The 17,451-nt window shown below is 66.4% G+C and carries 15 protein-coding genes; 4 read left to right on the top strand and 11 right to left on the bottom strand.

The features are described from left to right. Positions 1 to 57: 57 nt before the first annotated feature. From glgX to glgB, 3 genes are all read left to right on the top strand, one after another. Positions 58 to 2,130 (top strand): glycogen debranching protein GlgX, encoded by a 2,073-nt coding sequence (glgX, locus tag ACZ0AA_RS03610; RefSeq protein WP_400860592.1) that lies wholly within the window; start codon positions 58 to 60, stop codon positions 2,128 to 2,130. 76 nt (positions 2,131 to 2,206) lie between these two features. Next, positions 2,207 to 4,270: an alpha-1,4-glucan--maltose-1-phosphate maltosyltransferase gene (locus ACZ0AA_RS03605; RefSeq protein WP_463513816.1), complete on the top strand. Its 2,064-nt coding sequence runs from the start codon at positions 2,207 to 2,209 to the stop codon at positions 4,268 to 4,270. After that, positions 4,267 to 6,471: a 1,4-alpha-glucan branching protein GlgB gene (glgB, locus tag ACZ0AA_RS03600; RefSeq protein WP_463512170.1), complete on the top strand. Its 2,205-nt coding sequence runs from the start codon at positions 4,267 to 4,269 to the stop codon at positions 6,469 to 6,471. The genes ACZ0AA_RS03605 and glgB overlap by 4 nt, the downstream gene beginning before the upstream one ends. Positions 6,472 to 6,532: 61 nt before the next feature. Here the strand turns inward: glgB and ACZ0AA_RS03595 are convergent, their stop codons facing one another. Together ACZ0AA_RS03595 and ACZ0AA_RS03590 are read right to left on the bottom strand one after the other, a co-directional pair. Beyond that, positions 6,533 to 7,462, bottom strand: a complete 930-nt coding sequence (locus tag ACZ0AA_RS03595) for a tetratricopeptide repeat protein (RefSeq protein ID WP_463512169.1) — start codon at positions 7,460 to 7,462, stop codon at positions 6,533 to 6,535. Continuing rightward, complete coding sequence (locus ACZ0AA_RS03590; RefSeq protein ID WP_463512168.1) at positions 7,459 to 9,471, bottom strand: glycosyl transferase; 2,013 nt, start codon at positions 9,469 to 9,471, stop codon at positions 7,459 to 7,461. The genes ACZ0AA_RS03595 and ACZ0AA_RS03590 overlap by 4 nt, the downstream gene beginning before the upstream one ends. A gap of 180 nt (positions 9,472 to 9,651) precedes the next feature. Here ACZ0AA_RS03590 and ACZ0AA_RS03585 point away from each other — a divergent pair, with 180 nt between their 5' ends. Beyond that, positions 9,652 to 10,713, top strand: a complete 1,062-nt coding sequence (locus tag ACZ0AA_RS03585) for an AI-2E family transporter (RefSeq protein ID WP_400860599.1) — start codon at positions 9,652 to 9,654, stop codon at positions 10,711 to 10,713. Here ACZ0AA_RS03585 and ACZ0AA_RS03580 read toward each other — a convergent pair. The 9 genes from ACZ0AA_RS03580 to rpsB all read right to left on the bottom strand — a co-directional run bounded on the left by ACZ0AA_RS03580 (position 10,710) and on the right by rpsB (position 17,426). Beyond that, complete coding sequence (locus ACZ0AA_RS03580) at positions 10,710 to 11,423, bottom strand: alpha/beta hydrolase (protein ID WP_463513815.1); 714 nt, start codon at positions 11,421 to 11,423, stop codon at positions 10,710 to 10,712. The two genes, ACZ0AA_RS03585 and ACZ0AA_RS03580, sit on opposite strands and share 4 nt — an antisense overlap. Positions 11,424 to 11,425: 2 nt before the next feature. After that, positions 11,426 to 11,713 carry a hypothetical protein gene (locus ACZ0AA_RS03575; protein ID WP_400860601.1) on the bottom strand — a complete coding sequence of 96 codons (288 nt, stop codon included), beginning with the start codon at positions 11,711 to 11,713 and terminating at the stop codon, positions 11,426 to 11,428. A 9-nt stretch (positions 11,714 to 11,722) separates the two neighbouring features. Then, positions 11,723 to 12,388 (bottom strand): aggregation-promoting factor C-terminal-like domain-containing protein, encoded by a 666-nt coding sequence (locus ACZ0AA_RS03570; protein WP_400860603.1) that lies wholly within the window; start codon positions 12,386 to 12,388, stop codon positions 11,723 to 11,725. 66 nt (positions 12,389 to 12,454) lie between these two features. Then, entirely contained in the window at positions 12,455 to 13,039 is a 585-nt protein-coding gene (locus ACZ0AA_RS03565; protein WP_400860605.1) for a DivIVA domain-containing protein, read from the bottom strand. After that, the gene (locus ACZ0AA_RS03560; protein ID WP_400860607.1) at positions 13,039 to 14,178 is read right to left on the bottom strand and encodes a phosphatidate cytidylyltransferase; all 1,140 of its coding nucleotides are present in this window, start codon (positions 14,176 to 14,178) and stop codon (positions 13,039 to 13,041) included. The genes ACZ0AA_RS03565 and ACZ0AA_RS03560 overlap by 1 nt, the downstream gene beginning before the upstream one ends. Positions 14,179 to 14,183: 5 nt before the next feature. Continuing rightward, a complete protein-coding gene (gene frr / locus ACZ0AA_RS03555; protein WP_400785667.1) occupies positions 14,184 to 14,738 on the bottom strand; it encodes a ribosome recycling factor in 555 nt (184 codons plus the stop codon). Positions 14,739 to 14,804: 66 nt separating this feature from the next. Next, positions 14,805 to 15,521, bottom strand: a complete 717-nt coding sequence (gene pyrH / locus ACZ0AA_RS03550) for a UMP kinase (protein WP_042536766.1) — start codon at positions 15,519 to 15,521, stop codon at positions 14,805 to 14,807. Between the two features lie 91 nt (positions 15,522 to 15,612). Further along, the gene (gene tsf, locus ACZ0AA_RS03545) at positions 15,613 to 16,440 is read right to left on the bottom strand and encodes a translation elongation factor Ts (protein ID WP_400860608.1); all 828 of its coding nucleotides are present in this window, start codon (positions 16,438 to 16,440) and stop codon (positions 15,613 to 15,615) included. Positions 16,441 to 16,484: 44 nt separating this feature from the next. Beyond that, a complete protein-coding gene (rpsB, locus tag ACZ0AA_RS03540) occupies positions 16,485 to 17,426 on the bottom strand; it encodes a 30S ribosomal protein S2 (protein ID WP_463512167.1) in 942 nt (313 codons plus the stop codon). Positions 17,427 to 17,451: the final 25 nt, after the last annotated feature.

Genomic DNA, 17,451 nt, shown 5'->3' with positions numbered 1-17,451 from the left:
CATGGAACTGAGTGCACGCGGTCCTGAGACCCGAGCGCAGCCCTCTATTGTGTACTCATGCCCGCGATCCGAGACATCACCGTGCCCGGCGGTACTGCACTCGACAACCTCGGTGTGCGCCTTCACGACGGCGTCGGGACCCTCCGCGTCTGGTCGCAGAATGCGTCGTCGATCGAACTCGTCGTCTTCGATGCCACCGACCTCGACTGGGTGATCGATCAGGTCGACCTCGCCCGCCTTCCCGGCGGCATCTGGGAAGTGACCACGGAGCTGCTCCAGCCCGGCACCCGATATGCCGTCCGTGTCGGAGGCCCGCACGGTCCAGGCAACACGTTCAACCCCGAGACCCTGCTGCTGGATCCCTATGCCCGGGGTCTCGCCCAGGGCGACGGCTATGAGGAGTGGCGTTCCGTCGTCATCGTCGACGGCTTCGACTGGGGAGACTCCGTCAAGCCGCGGATCCCCCTCGATCGGACGGTGATCTATGAAGGCCACCTGAAGGGGCTCACCAAGCGGCAGCCCGACGTGCCTCCTGCCCTGCACGGCACTTACGCCGGGCTCGCACACCCCGCGATGATCGAATACTTCCACTCTCTCGGTATCACCTCGATCGAACTGCTTCCCGTTCAGGCTTTCGTGCCGGAACCGCGGTTGCTCGAGCGCGGCCTGACGAATTACTGGGGCTACAACACCCTCAACTTCTTCACGCCGCACAACGCCTATGCGACCGAGGACGCGCGCAAGGGCGGCCCCGAGGCGGTTCTCGCCGAGTTCAAGGGCATGGTGAGGCTGCTGCACGAAGCCGGACTCGAGGTCATCCTGGATGTCGTGTACAACCACACGTCGGAAGAGGGACTCGGCGGTCCTCGCTCGAGTCTGCGTGGCATCGACAATGCGAGCTACTACCGGCAGGACGCGTCCGGCGCCTACATCGACACGACGGGCTGCGGCAACACTCTCGACACCTCGACGGACGCCGGCGCTCGGCTCGTGCTCGATTCTCTGCGCTACTGGGCGCAGGAGATGCAGATCGACGGGTTCCGGTTCGACCTCGCCGCTGCGATCGCGCGAGACGGCTCGCACACCTACACACCGGAGCACCCCCTGCTCACCGCGATCGCGAACGACCCGATCCTCCGCGAGACCAAGCTCATCGCAGAACCGTGGGATGTCGGCATGGGCGGCTGGCAGACCGGCAACTTCCCGAACGGCTGGTTGGAGTGGAACGACCGCTACCGCGACCGGGTGCGGAACTTCTGGCTGAGCGACATCGACTACGCGCGTCGTGCCTCTGCTCCTGTCGGCATCGGCGGTTTCGCCACGCGTCTCGCCGGGTCCTCGAACACCTTCGCGGACGAGAGGGGCCCGCTCGCGAGCATCAACTTCGTCACGGCACACGACGGATTCACGCTGCACGACCTCGTGTCTTACGACGTCAAGCACAACGAGGCGAACGGAGAGCAGAACCGCGACGGCGCCGACATGAATCGCGCGTTCAATCACGGCATCGAGGGTCCGACCGACGATCCGGCCATCCTCGCAGCCCGCCGCAAGGCGATGCGCAACCTGCTCGGCACTCTGCTTCTGTCGGCGGGGATCCCGATGCTCACGGCAGGCGATGAGGTCGGACGCACGCAGCGCGGCAACAACAACGCCTACGCCCAGGATTCGTCGATGACCTGGCTCGGATGGGACGCCGAGCCCTGGCAGGAAGACCTGCGAGCACACGTCGCTCGGCTCATCCAGCTCCGTTCCGAGAACCCCGCTCTGCGTCCGAGTCGATACGCGCGACTCGGCGAGCACATCCCCAACGCCTCAGTCATGGACTGGTTCGACCAGAACGGCGAGACGATGGAGAGCGAGCAGTGGACGGACCCCGGGAACCGGACGCTGCAGTACGTCGCGGCCTCGACACCCGACCTCGAGGCGGCCAACCGCATCCTCCTCATCGTGCACGGCACGGAGTCCCCCATCGACGTCCGTCTCCCGGAGGATCTCGAGGATGCGACGCGCTTCGTGTCCCTGTGGTCGAGCGCGGATGAGCGCCCTGATGCCGGCGGCGAGGTGTTCGCCCCGGGCGACATCCTGCCCATCCCCGGCACCTCCATGCGACTCTTCCGCGTGGAATGAGCGGCGGCGCGCCGGTGCTCTCAGCGAGCTACCCGGTCCACGTCCGTAGCGGTACATTCGGGGGGTGGCCGCACGTATGAGCAGCATCAGTCCGAAGGCTCTCCGAAGCCCCGCGCAGATCCCGACGCGCCCCTTGGGCGCCGTCTCGGACGGCGACGGGCTCGTAGCGACTCGCATTCCGCTCGTCGGTGGGACACCGGCCGTACCAGGCGGTTTCGCACCGAAGGCCTTCGTCGGCGAGGTGGTTCCGTTCAGCGTGGTCGCGTTCCGGGAGGGGCACGATCTCATCGGCGTGCAGCTTCGGTTGACCTCGCCCGACGGTGACGAGACGCTGCACAGACTGACCCCGTTCTTGGACGGGAGCGATCGCTGGGGTGCCGAGATCGCGATAGACCTGCAGGGTCGCTGGACGTTTCGCTTCGAAGCGTTCTCCGATGACTTCGCGACCTGGGCTCACGCCGCCGAGGTGAAGGTCGCCGCCGGCGTCGACGTGCCTGTGATGGCGGCACTCGGCGCCGAGCTGTTCACGCGCGCGGCGGGCCAGAAGGACCGCCCTGCAGCTCAGCGCAGACGTCTCGACGACGTCGCCGCCGCACTGTCCGGCGGAGACGCCGCGACCACGATCGCCGCGTCGACGGATGCCGAGCTCGCCGCTCTCTTCCGGGACCGGCCGCTCATGACACTGCGTTCGGCGTCAGCAGCGCACACGCTGCTGGTCGAGCGGACAGCCGCAGGCGTCGGCGCATGGTACGAGTTCTTCCCGCGCTCGGAGGGCGCGAAGCGCCTCAAGGACGGCACGATCAAGAGCGGGACGTTCCGAACGGCCGCCAAACGCCTTCCTGCTGTCGCCGCCATGGGATTCGACGTCATCTACCTGGTCCCCGTCCATCCGATCGGGACCACGAACCGCAAGGGCCGGAACAATACGCTGACGACGGAGCCGGGCGATCCGGGTTCGCCGTATGCGATCGGCTCCGCCGATGGCGGCCACGACGCGATCCACCCCGAGCTCGGCAAGCCTGCTGATTTCCGTGCCTTCGTGCGAGCTGCGAAGAGCGAAGGTCTGGAGGTCGCTCTCGATCTCGCTCTGCAGGCATCTCCGGATCACCCGTGGGTCGACGCGCACCCGGAGTGGTTCACGACCCTGCCCGATGGCACCATCGCCTACGCGGAGAACCCGCCGAAGAAGTATCAGGACATCTACCCCCTGAACTTCGACAACGACCCTGCCGGCATCTACCAGGAGATGCTGCGTATCGTCCAGCACTGGGTGCGCGAGGGTGTGAAGATCTTCCGGGTCGACAATCCGCACACGAAGCCGCTCCAGTTCTGGGAGTGGCTCATCGCCACGGTCAACGCGCAGGACCCGGACGTGATCTTCCTCGCCGAGGCCTTCACCCGACCTGCAGTGATGCGCGCCCTCGCCGCCGTGGGATTCCAGCAGAGCTACAGCTACTTCACCTGGCGAAACACCAAGGCCGAGCTCGAGGAGTTCCTCACCAGCGTCTCCCACGAGACCAGCGACTACATGCGACCGAACCTCTTCGTGAACACGCATGACATCCTCACCGAATACCTGCAGTTCGGCGGACGCGCCGCCTACCGGATCCGCGCGTGCATCGCGGCCACCGCTGCTCCGGTCTACGGCGTGTACGCCGGATACGAGCTCTTCGAGAATGTCGCACGCCCGGGTTCCGAGGAGAACATCGACAACGAGAAGTATGAGTTCAAATTCCGTGATTGGGAGGGTGCGGAGGCTGCCGGTGAGTCGTTGGCCCCGCTGCTGCGTCGGCTGAACGAGATCCGCAGCGCGCATCCGGCGCTTCGCCAGCTCCGGAACCTCTCCGTGCACTGGAGTGACGACGACTCCGTGCTGGTCTACAGCAAGCACCTCGATGCGGCTTTCACCGGCACCGGCCACTCCGACACGGTCCTCGTGATCGCGAACGTGGATCCGCATTCGGTTCGTGAGACCACAGTTCATCTCGACACGACGATCTGGGGTGTTCCGCCGGGCGAGCCGTTCGAAGTGGAGGACCTGCTGACCGGAGCAGTCTGGACGTGGGCCGACCACAACTACGTGCGCCTCGACGCCTTCGCCGAACCGGTGCACATACTGAAGGTGAGGAGACGAGCATGAGCTACGTCGAAGATGCCACGACGTCATCGGACTGGGCCGCAGTGGCGGCCGGCGCCCACCACGACCCGCACGCCGTGCTGGGCTCGCACCCGTTCACAGACGCAGGAGAGCGCACCGTCACGGTCATCCGTGCCCGTCGTCCTCTCGCCTCCTCGGTCGCCGCGGTCTTCCCGGACGGAAGCCGATTGGATCTCGATCACGTCGCGCACGGGATCTGGGAGGCTCAGCACGATGGCGCCCCCGTCCCCTATCGGATCGCCACCGCATACGGTGACGACGACGAGACGATCAGCGGCGACCCCTACCGACACCTCCCCACGCTCGGCGACGTCGACCTGCATCTGATCGCGGAGGGACGGCACGAGCGGCTGTGGCAGGTGCTGGGTGCGCACGCACAGGTTGCAGGGGGCGAGCCCGGTGTCGCATTCGCCGTGTGGGCTCCCAACGCCACGGCCGTACGCGTGGCCGGCGAGCACAACGGCTGGAACGGCGAAGCCCACGCGATGCGCTCGATGGGTGTGAGCGGCATCTGGGAGCTGTTCATCCCCGACCTCGCGATCGGCACGACCTACAAATACGAGATCCGCACGCGCAGCGGCTCCTGGATCTTCAAGGCCGACCCGATGGCCCAGGCGGCGCAGGTCCCGCCCGAGACGGCATCGGTCATCACGCAGTCGACGTACGCCTGGTCGGATGGTGCCTGGATGACGCGCCGTGCGGCGACACATGCGGTCGCCCAGCCGCTGTCAATCTACGAGGTCCACCTCGGTTCCTGGCGCGGAGGATTGAGCTACCGCGAGGCCGCCGATCCCCTCATCGCCCATGTCAACGAAGCCGGTTTCACGCACGTCGAGTTCATGCCGCTCGCAGAGCACCCCTTCGGCGGCTCTTGGGGATACCAGGTGAGCGGTTACTACGCCGCGACGAGTCGTTTCGGCAGCCCCGACGATCTGCGGTACTTGATCGACCGGCTCCACCAGGCCGGGATCGGCGTGATCATGGACTGGGTGCCAGGGCACTTCCCCAAGGATGCCTTCGCCCTCGCGAAGTTCGACGGGCAGCCGCTCTACGAGCATCCCGACCCTCGACGCGGCGAGCACCAGGACTGGGGAACCCTCATCTTCGACTATGGCCGCCCTGAGGTGCGTGGCTTCCTGGTGGCAAACGCGCTCTTCTGGCTGAGCGAGTTCCATGTCGACGGCCTTCGGGTCGACGCCGTGGCCTCGATGCTCTATCTCGATTACTCCCGCAATGAGGGTGAGTGGGAGCCGAACATCCACGGGGGCAGGGAGAACCTCGAGGCGATCCGCTTCCTGCAGGAGGTGAACGCGACCGCCTATCGCCTGCACCCGGGCGTGCTGATGATCGCAGAGGAGTCGACGAGCTTCCCCGGGGTGACCGCGCCGACCGACCACGCCGGACTGGGCTTCGGGTTCAAGTGGAACATGGGCTGGATGAACGACTCCCTCCAGTACATCGAACGCGACCCGATGTACCGATCGCACCATGAAGGCGAGATGACGTTCTCATTCGTCTACGCGTTCGGAGAGAACTATCTGCTGCCGATCAGCCATGACGAGGTCGTGCACGGCAAGGGCAGCCTTCTCGCGAAGATGCCCGGGGACCACTGGCACAAGCTCGCGAACGTTCGTGCCTACCTGGCGTACATGTGGGGCCATCCTGGCAAGAAGCTGCTCTTCATGGGGCAGGAGTTCGGGCAGCTCGCGGAGTGGTCCGAGTCCCGCGAACTCGACTGGTGGCTGCTGGAGCAGCCGTCGCATGCGCAACTGCAGGGTTTCGTCGGCCAGCTCAATCGCACCTATCGTGCCCAGGCCCCGCTCTGGGAGCGAGACAACGACGGCTCCTCGTTCGCGCGTCTCGGCGCTCCGAGCTGGGACCCGAACGTGATCGCGTTCGAGCGCCGCGACGCACACGGTGGCCGCGTCGTCGTGATCAGCAACTTCGCCGGCGTCGAGCGCAGCGGCCACAGCCTGACCCTGCCTGTCGCCGGCGTATGGCAGGAGATCCTCAACACGGATGCCGCAGAGTACGGCGGCCGCGGATCGGGCAATCTCGGCATGGTCGTCGCCCGTGCCGAGGACGGCGGACCCGCAATCGCGACCGTCACGATTCCTGCACTGTCCACGCTGTGGCTGCGACACGAGGGCGACCCCCACGTGCCCACGATCAGCCACGGCTGACCCTTCACGGCCGCCGTTCATGGCTGACCGCCCCACTGGGCTGGTCAGCCATGTCGTCGCGTCAGAAGAGCAGCGAAGAGAGCCTGTTCCGCGCAGAGACGACGCGAGGGTCTGCGGCACCGATCAGGCCGAAAAGCTCGATCAGGCGCGCTCTGACCGGCGTCCGCTCGTCCGAGGGAAGCTGAGCGAACAGGTCGAGCAGCCTTCCGAACGCATCGTCGACGTGTCCGCCGGCGAGGTCGAGATCAGCGACATCGAACTGCGCCTGGATGTCTCGCGGACCAGCCGCAGCCGCCGCCCGCGCATCGTGCAGGTCGAGCTTCTGGACCCGGTCGAGGAGCCGAACCTGCCCCAGACCGGCGATAGCGTCCTCGTCGCGGGGATTCTCTGACAGCGCCTTCTCATACGCCACGATCGCGGCAGCGTAGTCGCCCGTCTCGATGGCGGCGAAGGCCTCAGCGTGCAGAGGCGGCATCGGCGGTTCCGCCGGCTCCTCCTGTCCCTCGGCCGGCTCGCCGACGTTCAACGTTCCCGTCACGCCGTTCTGAGCCGCGAGCTGGAGCAACTGCGCGAAGACGTCCCTGACCTGCTGCTCGGGAACCGCCCCCGTGAACATCGGGACCGGCTGACCGGCGATGAGGGCGACGACCATCGGGATCGACTGCGCGCGAAAGCCCTGAGCGAGCTGCGGGTTGGCATCGACATCGACTTTGGCGAGAAGCACCTTGCCGCCGAGTTCCCGCGCCACCTTCTCGATGATCGGACTCAGCTGCTTGCACGGACCGCACCATTCCGCCCAGAGGTCCACGACCACCGGCACGGTGCGCGAGAGCTCGAGGATCTGGCCGAACGACTCGTCGGTCGCATCGACCACGATGTCAGCGGTTCCGGGAGCAGGACTCGGCGCACCCGCAGCCGGCGCCGCCGGGCGGTTTCGCAGAGAGGAGAGGTCGACGGCTCCTCGGAGCGCGGCGGGAGAGATATCGGTCACTTGATCACCTCGACGGAGAGAAGGTCCTGTCGGACTGCCAGAAGACGGATCTGCTCCGTCGATCCCTGCGAGGGAACGGAGAAGAACAGCTGGAACTCGTACTTGGTCGTCACACCCTTGGCGGACTCGGTCACGCCCGTGAGTGCCTTCGCCTGCGCGTTGTCGCCGAAGCGGATCACGGCGTCCGCCGACGTCGGCGTCACCGATTCCGTGTCGACGAGCGAGACAGCCACGATGGCGCCGCTGTCCAGCGTTGCCATCGATACCGGTGCGGAATCCGCCGGGATGATGTCGAACGCGGTCTGCGAGGTCTCTGCAGCGCCGTTGTCAGCGAGGTTCTGCACGACGGCCTGGCGACTGTCGCGAATCGACTGGGCGAGATTCTGAGAGATCTCATCGAAGAGCCCGTAGGACGCGCTGGTCTCCCCCGCATCGACGATGTCTGCGAACGTCGCTGCCAGCTCACTCGGCGGGAGGCTGAGGAACGCGGAATCGTCCGGCACGAGCGAGGTCCCGAGCCACGGCGCGGCCACCTCGGGGAAGACGGCGTCCGCCGACATCTCGGCCATGTTCGTGACCTTGTAGCTCGACCACGGATCCTGCTGAGTCATGGTGAGGATCACCGGCGGCACGGTGTCGTCCGCTGCATCCTTCGAGAGCAGAAGCACGGTGCGCGGCCACCGGTCGGTGGCTTCGGGCAGCACGACCTCGACGTCATCGGTCGGGATCACTGCAGGTACCGGGGTCTCCGGCAGAGCGGTCCGGAGCGCGTACTCGGTCGTGCGCGCTGTGAGCGCCGGCCCATCGAGACGGGTTCCCGCCAGAGCGATGTCCATCGCCGCGTCCGCGTCGGAGAGAGTCGTCGACACCTCCTGCAGGATTCGCTTCGCCTGCGACTCGGTCACTGCGGGTGGCTTCTGGTTCTCCGGGGCGATCACGGTCGCGCTGGGCGACGGCGACGGCGTACCCTCTCCGAACTGCGGCCAGGAGTCGGGCGAGCAACCGCTCGCGAGCAGCGCCGTCACCGCGAGCGCGGGCAACGCGAGCAGGCGGCGCCTGCGATCCGTTGTCGTCGCACGCATCTCGGACTTTCGATCCCGGTCGGGGCTCTGCGCGCCGGCCGCATCATCCGACCCTTCGCTTCCCGCTCCAGCCGTGTCCGCTCCCTCCCCGGAGGGTGCGGAGACTTCAGGTGCATCCGCTGCTGAGCCCTCGATCGCGGCGCGTTCCGACGGCGGCAGCTGAGCCACATCGATCGGCTCCGTAGCCGGAAGGGGGCCAGGGCCCTTGCGACGCGGTCCACGCCCGCGGCGCTGGTGACGGATGGCGAGGACATAGAGCACCAGCCCGGCGAGGAGCATGGCGGCGCCTGCCGCCATGAGCGGACCGGCAAGAGGCGTCGAGGTGTCGAGCGGCCACGAGATCGCGATGTCGTCTGGAGCGTCCTGGGTGCCGTCGTACGCGATGATCAGGCTGACGCCTTCGGGGATCTGCATGTTGTCCACGATGAGAGCATCGGTCTCGGTGAACGAATCGAGCCAGAGATCGGAGCCGGCCGGGTTGCGGCCCGTCTCCGCGGCTGCCCCGTCCTCGGCGGGGGTCGCGGACGGGGCAGGCGTCTCCGCGGGGGCGGGGCTCTCCGTCGGTGCCGGAGATGCCGTGGGTTTATCACCATCGTCCGTTGCACCGGCAGGAACCAGCTCCGCCTCGAGCTCGCCATCCTTGCCCGCGGTCACGTGATTGTAGGAGGCGTCAGCCAGCCACGCCTCCATGTCGGCCGTCCGCCCGTACGCCGCGAAGATCTCGCCTTCTCCCCGCACGAGCAGGGTCTGAGACCCGGGGTGCTCTCGCAGGACGTCGCCGTCCAGCAGCACGTAGGGGGCGGGTTCTTCTACAGCGACTGAGACCTCCTGGGTCGACGGACCCATGAAGATGGTTCGCTGCGCGACGCCTGCAGCGATCAGTCCCGCAGCCAGCACGAAGGCCACAACGGCCCATACGAAACGCACGAATAGTCTCCTCACACGGCCCGGACGCACGCCCGAGTCGCAACACTCGACATTTCAGACTAGCGAAATCACCTGTGCATTGCCCACGAGGGGCACGCCGGGGTCGCGCGCGGCACGTCGTCGCGGCCTGTCGCTATGCGGTGGATACGCTTGCAGAGTCCCCCATTCCGAGGAGCAGCGATGAAGATCCACAACCCGTTCCGTACCGCTCTCGTGGCGACGCTCGGCGTGGGGTTGGGCATCCTGCTGATCGGCAGCGTCGAAAGCCTCTCGACGGTGCTGCTGTACGTGGGCACAGCGCTCTTCCTGAGCTTGGGGCTCGACCCGCTCGTCTCGTTCCTCGAACGCAGGAGGCTCCCGCGCTGGCTCGCCGTGCTCATCACGATCCTCGCCGTTCTCGGTGTGTTCGCGGGAATCATCCTGATCGTCATCCCCGTGCTCGTCGATCAGATCTCGCAGCTCATCGCCGAGATCACGGCCATCGTCCAGCGAGGCACCTTCCTCAGCGACTTGCGCCAGTGGATGGTCGACACCTTCCCCAACCTCAAGGTCGACGATGTGTTCGCCTATGTCACGAACTGGCTCGAGACCAACCTCGCCCAGATCGGCGGGTCGATCGGCCAGAGCGTCCTCGCGGCCGGCGGCGCCGTCGTGAGCGGACTGTTCGGCGCCTTCATCATCCTCATCCTCACGATCTACCTCACCGCATCCACGCCGTCGCTCAAGCGCGCCGTCTATCAGCTCGCCCCCGCATCGAAGCGCGAGCGATTCATCGACCTCGCCGAGCAGATAACCGATTCGGTCGGCTACTACGTCATGGGTCAGGTCACTCAGGGTGTCATCAACGGCATCCTGAGCATGATCTTCCTCACGATCATCGATGCGCCGTTCCCCGCGGTGCTCGCCGTCGTGGCCTTCTTCTTCTCGCTGATCCCGCTCGTCGGAACTCTCACGGGGTCCACGATCATCGTCCTCGTGTGTCTGATCCCCGGACTCGGCTCGCCGGCGACAGCGATCGCGGCCGCGATCTACTACCTCATCTACATGCAGATCGAGGCCTACATCATCTCCCCGAGGATCATGAGCCGAGCAGTGTCGGTGCCCGGTGCGGTCGTCGTGGTCGCGGCGCTTGCAGGAGGCAGCCTGCTGGGCCTGCTCGGCGCGCTGATCGCGATCCCCGTGGCGGCCAGCATCCTGATCCTCTATCGGCAGGTGCTGATCCCCCGGATGAACGAGCTCTAGGCCTCGGGCCATTCGGTCGGAAGCGGGAGAGCCGCCGGATTCACCGCAGCGACGATCTCGGTGAGGACGCGCCGCGTCTGGCTCTCCCCCACCCAGAGGTGCTTGCCGCCCTCGACGGCGATCAGCTTCGCGTGAGGGATCGCAGAGAAGCGATCGCGTGCTTCGGCCGGGCGTAAGTAGTCGTCGAGCTCGGGAACGAGCACGACCACGTCGACGTCGGAGTTCGCCCACGCCGCGACCTCGGCGTCCGTCGCACGGTGGAGCGGCGGAGACAGGAGGATGATGCCCTCGACGTCGTGCTCCCGCCCGTACTTCAGGGCGAGTTCGGTGCCGAAGGACCAGCCGAGAAGCCACGGGCGCGGAAGAGCTCGCTCGCGCACGAACTCCATCGCCGCTGCGACGTCGAACTGCTCCGCCGCTCCCCCGTCGAAAGCCCCATCGCTGGTGCCGCGTGGCGAGGTGGTGCCTCTGGTGTTGAACCGCAGCACTGCGAGATCAGCCAGCGCAGGCAGTCGAGCTGCGGCCTTGCGGATGATGTGCGAGTCCATGAACCCACCGGCTGTCGGCAGTGGGTGCAGAGTGACCAGAGTGGCCGCAGGCGTCGATGACTCGGGCATCACCAACTCGCCGACGAGCCTCAGCTCATCCGCCGTCTCCAGCACGATGTCTTCCCGGCGTGCCGGGAGTTCGATCGGTCCACGGATCTCCATGCTCACGCAATCCTCCAACAGTGTGTGTGCCAGTGCCTTCGTGCGGCGAGATCCGCGGCATCGCCGAGAACTCCGTCCGCACGCCAGACCACGAGGTGCGCGGTGCCTGGCACGACGCTGCGCCCGCATCCCGGGCAGATGTACTCCTTGAGAGCCTGCACCGCCGACACCGGTTGCACTGTCCACTCCGACCCTCGACGCATCTCTGTGCGCTTCCAGGACGTCAGAAGGCGTTCGAGCGAGTCTTCAGCGTCAGGGCGCGCCGGACGCCGTTTGCGAGAGCGAGGCATGACGCCGGCTCACCACCAGTGGTTGTTCGTCCAGAAGGCGTGAGCGCCGGCCCAGCTGCCGTATCGTCCCGTGGCGTATCCCGTCGCCCAGCGCAGGTTATCGACCGGGTCGTAGCCGTTGCCGGGAACCTTGCTGCAGGGCAGTGCCTGGACGAGACCGCATGCACCTGAGGACTTGTTCGTCGCATTCGGGTTCCACCCGCTCTCGCGGGAGACGATGTAGTCGACGTAGCCCCAGTCAGACTCCGCGATGCCCGCAGCAGCCATCCACTCGGCAGGAGCTCCCCCTCCGGTGTAGAAGAGAGGAGCGCTGGGACCGGGTTTCGATGATCCCGACGAACCTGAAGACGCAGTGGTCGGCGTCGGTGTCGGGGTCGGCTTGGGTGTCACGTAGACCGAGAAAGTGCCTCGCTGAACCGGTGCGATCGCGGCGCCCTCTGCGGTGACGGTGAGATTCTGGGTCTCGCTGAGTGCGGCCGAGTATGCCGACTCCGGGCCGACCGTTTCAGGCTGCTGGGCGAGAGCGACGCCGGTCGGTGCCACCATGGCCGCAGCGAAGCCGACGACCGCGAGACCGCTGAAAAATCCTGCGACGCCCCGTCGACGACTGCCGTTGCGCGCCGAAAGAGTCGCCGATGCGGGCACAGGCGCGACGTCGTTTCGATGGGATGTCATGTCGTTTCGGGAGTTCACGATGAGTGGCAGTCTACCCGGTGAGGCCCGAGTAGGCCATCGGAACGCTCAGCGAACGGCCAGGATCACGTCGACGGTCGCATCGAGCAGAGCATCGACCTGCTCCTCCCGGTACCCCCCGCGCTGCATGCGGAACGCGGCGGAGCGCAGCTGCTCGGCCGTCAGGGGCTCGCCATCCCGCAGATAGCGTGCGATGCGGGTGCCGACATGATCGACCTCATCGATCCGGTAGCCGAAGGTGAGAAGGCCTGTGCGAGCGAAACGCTGCCGCTTCGGACGCGCGAGGTGGTCGAGGATGACCTGGGCATCGTCGCGGGCCTGCTCGACCCACGCTCCCGCGCCCTGCGAGCGTACGACTCGATCGCGCGCGCGAGCTGCCAGCGCGTCTTCCACTCGCCCGAGCGCTGCGTCGACCTCGGCCACGACATAGCCGTTCTTGACCAGAGGGAAGGATGCCACACGGACATCGGCCGCGCTGAGGTCGTCGGCGTCGGCTTCGAACGCCGCTCTGGCGGCCGCGAGGAAAGTGTCGACCGCAGACCGGTGATAGCCGCGCACACGGCCGGTGGTCAAGGAGAACGCCGGCGGTCCTTGAACGGCCGCGTCCGATGTCTGTACGTCGTCGGAGACCATCACAGCACCACCCAGGAGGAGAAGAGGAAATACAGGCACAGCGCGGGCACGGTCGACGGCAGGATGCTGTCGAGTCGGTCCAGGAGCCCTCCGTGGCCCGGGAGCCAGGAACTCATGTCCTTGATGCCGAGATCGCGCTTGAGCATGGACTCGCCGAGGTCGCCCAGGGTCGCGGACAGGAGTATGGCGACGCCGAAGATCACGCCGATCCACCACGGCAGGTCCAGCAGGAAGAGAGCGAGGAGCACACCGGCCGTGATCGACCCGACCACAGCTCCCCCGAATCCCTCCCATGTCTTCTTGGGACTGATCTTCGGCGCCATGGGGTGCTTCCCGAAGGCCAGTCCTGCGGCATACGCTCCGGTGTCGGCCACGACGGCGATCGCGATGAAGCTCAGCACCCACCACTGGCCCCCCTCCTGCTTGAGCAGGATGAGTGCGACGGCAGCGAGAAACGGCACGTAGATCTGGACGAACCCGCCGATGACCGCATCCGTCAGCACATCCCCGTAGGTTCTGCCGTCCTTGGCGATCATCTGGGCGACCAGCCGCCAGACGATCACGAATGCGACGGCGAAGAACAGCATGACCCAGACGAACCACAGGTCGAGGAAGAACGCGGACAGCACGAGCAGGGTCGCGGCGATGAACTGCGGGATCACGTCGATCCGTCGACCCGATGCACGCAACGCCAATGAGAGCTCGTAGACCCCGAGCAAGGCAGCGGCCAGCGCGAACGGCACGAAGAGGACCTTGATGAACAACAGCGACGCGAGCAGCGCGGCCCCGAACGCGAGTCCGATCAGGGTCGCGAGGATCAGGTCGCGCCCTGTGCGCTCCTTGATGCGCTCGTTGGCCTGATCGAGCTGACCTCGAGCATGCGTCACATGCGTGCCGAACTCGTCGCGCTTGGCCCGCCACTGCTCTCTGATCGCATTGTGTTCAGCAGTGTCCAGCGGCGACTCTGTCATCGCACGCTCGTCGGCGGGATGGGGCGGACGGGGCGGGATGCTCGTCGCGTCGAACGCCGCGAAGGCGCCGTCGACCAGCGGGACGGCGCCGGTCGACGTCGACGAGTCGCGCGCCGCGCGGCGCGTCTGCGGCTTGTCGGCGCCGTCATCAGTGGGTTCGTCGGACATGCCGCCTATACCTCGAGGAGTTCAGCCTCTTTGCGCTTGAGTGCGTCGTCGATGAGATCGACGTGCTGGCGCGTGAGGGCGTCGAGTTCCTTCTCTCCCCGAGCGATCTCGTCTTCACCGAGTTCGCTCTTGAGGCCGTCGAGTTCGTCCTTCGCCTTACGACGGATGCCGCGCACGTGCACCTTGGCGTCCTCCGCCTTGGTCTTGACGAGCTTGACGTACTCCTTGCGGCGCTCTGCCGTGAGCTCAGGCATCGTCACGCGAACGAGGTTGCCGTCATTCGTGGGGTTCGCACCGAGATTGGGCATGTCGCGAATCGCCTGTTCGATGCCCTTCAGAGCCGTCTTGTCGTAAGGCGTGATGATGAGCGTACGCGCCTCCTGGTTCGCCAGCGAGGCAAGCTGAGCGAGCGGAGTGGGCGTGCCGTAGTAGTCGACGAGCACCTTCTGGAACAGCTGCGGGTTGGCGCGGCCGGTGCGCACCGTGGAGAAGTCCTCCTTGGCGGCCTCGACCGCTCGTGCCATACGGGAGGTGGTTTCAGCGAGGACATCCGCGATCACGGTGACTCCTATCGTCGGGGTGTTCTGAAATTCTATCGGGCATGGCCCGGGAGCACCGTCAGGCGCTCAGGCGGTGACGAGAGTGCCGATCGGCTCTCCCAGGAGCGCACGCGTGACGTTGCCGGCAGGTTCCATACCGAAGACGCGCATATCCATGTTGTTGTCCATGCAGAGACTGAACGCCGTGGAATCGACGACCTTGAGCCCCCGCTGGAGTGCATCCCGATACGTGACGCGCTCGATGCGCTCCGCGTCGGCGTGCTTGTTCGGGTCGGCCGTATAGATCGCGTCCACGCCGTTCTTGGCGACGAGGACCTCCTGCGCGCCGATCTCGAGAGCGCGCTGTGCTGCGACCGTGTCGGTGGAGAAGTACGGCAGGCCCGCTCCGGCGCCGAAGATGACGACACGGCCCTTTTCCATGTGCCGCTCGGCCCGCAGCGGGATGTACGGTTCAGCGACCTGAGTCATCGAGATGGCCGACTGCACGCGAGTGGGCGCACCCGCCTGCTCGAGGAAGTCCTGCAGGGCGAGAGCATTCATGACCGTGCCGAGCATTCCCATGTAATCGGCTCGGCCGCGGTCCATCCCGCGCTGGCTGAGTTCGGCTCCGCGGAAGAAGTTGCCTCCGCCGACGACGATGGCGACCTCGACCCGATCGACCGCCGCAGCGATGTCGCGCGCGATCTGACTGACGATGTCCGGGTTGACGCCGAGCTGGCCGGCGCCGAACGCCTCGCCGGAGAGCTTCAGAAGGACGCGACGGCGTCCTGTGCGTTCGGTCATGGGGGTGATCCTCTCGTCCCGATTCAAGATAGTGCCTTCTGGGCATGAAGAAGGGGTTCGGATCGCGTTGATCCGAACCCCTTCGACGGTGTTACGCGCCGACCTTGAAGCGCGCGAAGTCCGTCACGGTGATCCCGGCGTCCTTCGCCACCTGAGCGACGGAGAGCTTGCTGTCCTTCGCGTAGTCCTGCTCGAGCAGGGCGACCTGCTTGATGAACGCGGAGACACGGCCCTCGACGATCTTGGGCAGCGCCGCCTCCGGCTTGCCCTCGTTGCGAGAGATCTCGGTCACGATCTGACGCTCCTTCTCCACGGCGTCGGACGGAACGTCCTCGCGGGAGAGGTACGACGGGTTCGCGAACGAGATGTGCTGCGCGATGCTGCGAGCGGTCTCGGCGTCATCACCCGTGTAGGCGACGACGACACCGATCTGCGGAGGCAGATCCTTGCTCGTGCGGTGCAGGTAGACCTCGACCTTGTCGCCGGAGATCGTGCGCACGCGACGCAGCTCGACCTTCTCGCCGATGATCGCGGCCTCTTCCGAGATGACCTGCTCGACGCTCTTGTCGCCCGCCTGGGCGGCGAGAGCGGTCTCGACCGAATCGGCCTTGACGGCTGCGACGGCGTCGGCGACCTTGTCGGCCAGCGCGATGAAGCGCTCGTTCTTCGCGACGAAGTCGGTCTCGCAGGCGAGCTCGATCAGCGTCACCGAACCGCCCTGTTCGCGAGCGACGATGAGGCCCTCGCTGGTGGAGCGGTCAGCGCGCTTCGCGTTGCCCTTGGCACCCTTGAGACGCAGGATCTCGGTGGCCTTCTCGACGTTGCCGTCAGCCTCCTCGAGCGCCTTCTTGGTGTCGACCATTCCCGTGCCGAGCTGCTCACGGAGCGCCTTGAGATCGGCGATGGTGAAGTTGGCCATGTGTGGTGGCTCCTTGCTTCGTGATGTGTGTGGTGGTCGCGGAATTACTTGGCGTCTGCTGCCTCGGCGTCGGCGACCTCAGCGGTCTCCTCACCGGAAGCATCAGCGATCGCCTCGTCGTGTGCCTCGGCACCGGCCTCGTCAGCAGCGGTCTCGTCGGCAGCGGGCGTCTCGACGACGGCGGCCTCATCGGCAGGCGTCTCGACGGCGGCGGCGTCAGCGGACTCCTGAACGGGGGTCTCGAGAAGCTCCTTCTCCCAGTCGGCGAGCGGCTCAGCGTCGCCCGTCTCGGGGTTGTGCTTCTGCTGGAGGCCCTCTGCCGCTGCGTCCGCGATGATGCGGGTGAGCAGCGAGACCGAGCGGATCGCGTCGTCGTTGCCGGGGATCGGGTACTGGAAGTCGTCGGGGTCCGCGTTGGTGTCGAGGATGCCGATCACCGGGATGCCGAGCTTCTTCGCCTCGTCGATGGCGAGGTGCTCACGCTTGGCGTCGACGACCCACAGGGCGGACGGCGTCTTGGTGAGGTTGCGGATACCGCCGAGCGACTTGTGCAGCTTGTCGAGCTCGCGCTTCTTGAGGAGGAGTTCCTTCTTCGTGAAGCCTGAAGCGGACGGGTTCTCGTAGTCGAGCTCCTCGAGCTCCTTCATGCGGGCGAGACGCTTCGCGATCGTCTGGAAGTTCGTGAGGAGTCCACCGAGCCAGCGCTGGTTGACGTAGGGCTGGCCCACGCGCGTCGCCTGCTCGGCGAGGATCTCCTGCGCCTGCTTCTTGGTGCCGACGAAGAGGATGGTGCCGCCGTGGGCGACGGTCTCCTTGACGAAGTCGTATGCCTTGTCGATGTACCCGAGCGACTGCTGCAGGTCGATGATGTGGATGCCGCTGCGCTCGGTGAGGATGAAGCGCTTGACCTTCGGGTTCCACCGACGGGTCTGGTGTCCGAAGTGCACGCCGCTGTCGAGCAGCTGGCGGATGGTGACCACAGCCATGGTCGTCTCCTGGTTCTGGCGCGGT

The organism is Microbacterium sp. AC035, assembly GCF_979258485.1.
The sequence above is the reverse complement of the archived record's forward strand: the minus strand, read 5'-3'. Positions and strand labels throughout refer to the sequence as shown.

What these genes read in the sequence shown, in the direction of transcription:
- ACZ0AA_RS03575 (WP_400860601.1), bottom strand. Translation starts at nt 11,713, where the DNA reads ATGCCTCGCTCTCGCAAACGGCGTCCGGCGCGCCCTGACGCTGAAGAC.
- ACZ0AA_RS03565 (WP_400860605.1), bottom strand. Translation starts at nt 13,039, where the DNA reads ATGGTCTCCGACGACGTACAGACATCGGACGCGGCCGTTCAAGGACCG.
- ACZ0AA_RS03570 (WP_400860603.1), bottom strand. Translation starts at nt 12,388, where the DNA reads ATGACATCCCATCGAAACGACGTCGCGCCTGTGCCCGCATCGGCGACT.
- ACZ0AA_RS03560 (WP_400860607.1), bottom strand. Translation starts at nt 14,178, where the DNA reads ATGTCCGACGAACCCACTGATGACGGCGCCGACAAGCCGCAGACGCGC.
- ACZ0AA_RS03580 (WP_463513815.1), bottom strand. Translation starts at nt 11,423, where the DNA reads ATGGAGATCCGTGGACCGATCGAACTCCCGGCACGCCGGGAAGACATC.
- rpsB (WP_463512167.1), bottom strand. Translation starts at nt 17,426, where the DNA reads ATGGCTGTGGTCACCATCCGCCAGCTGCTCGACAGCGGCGTGCACTTC.
- glgX (WP_400860592.1), top strand. Translation starts at nt 58, where the DNA reads ATGCCCGCGATCCGAGACATCACCGTGCCCGGCGGTACTGCACTCGAC.
- pyrH (WP_042536766.1), bottom strand. Translation starts at nt 15,521, where the DNA reads ATGACCGAACGCACAGGACGCCGTCGCGTCCTTCTGAAGCTCTCCGGC.
- glgB (WP_463512170.1), top strand. Translation starts at nt 4,267, where the DNA reads ATGAGCTACGTCGAAGATGCCACGACGTCATCGGACTGGGCCGCAGTG.
- ACZ0AA_RS03605 (WP_463513816.1), top strand. Translation starts at nt 2,207, where the DNA reads ATGAGCAGCATCAGTCCGAAGGCTCTCCGAAGCCCCGCGCAGATCCCG.
- tsf (WP_400860608.1), bottom strand. Translation starts at nt 16,440, where the DNA reads ATGGCCAACTTCACCATCGCCGATCTCAAGGCGCTCCGTGAGCAGCTC.
- ACZ0AA_RS03585 (WP_400860599.1), top strand. Translation starts at nt 9,652, where the DNA reads ATGAAGATCCACAACCCGTTCCGTACCGCTCTCGTGGCGACGCTCGGC.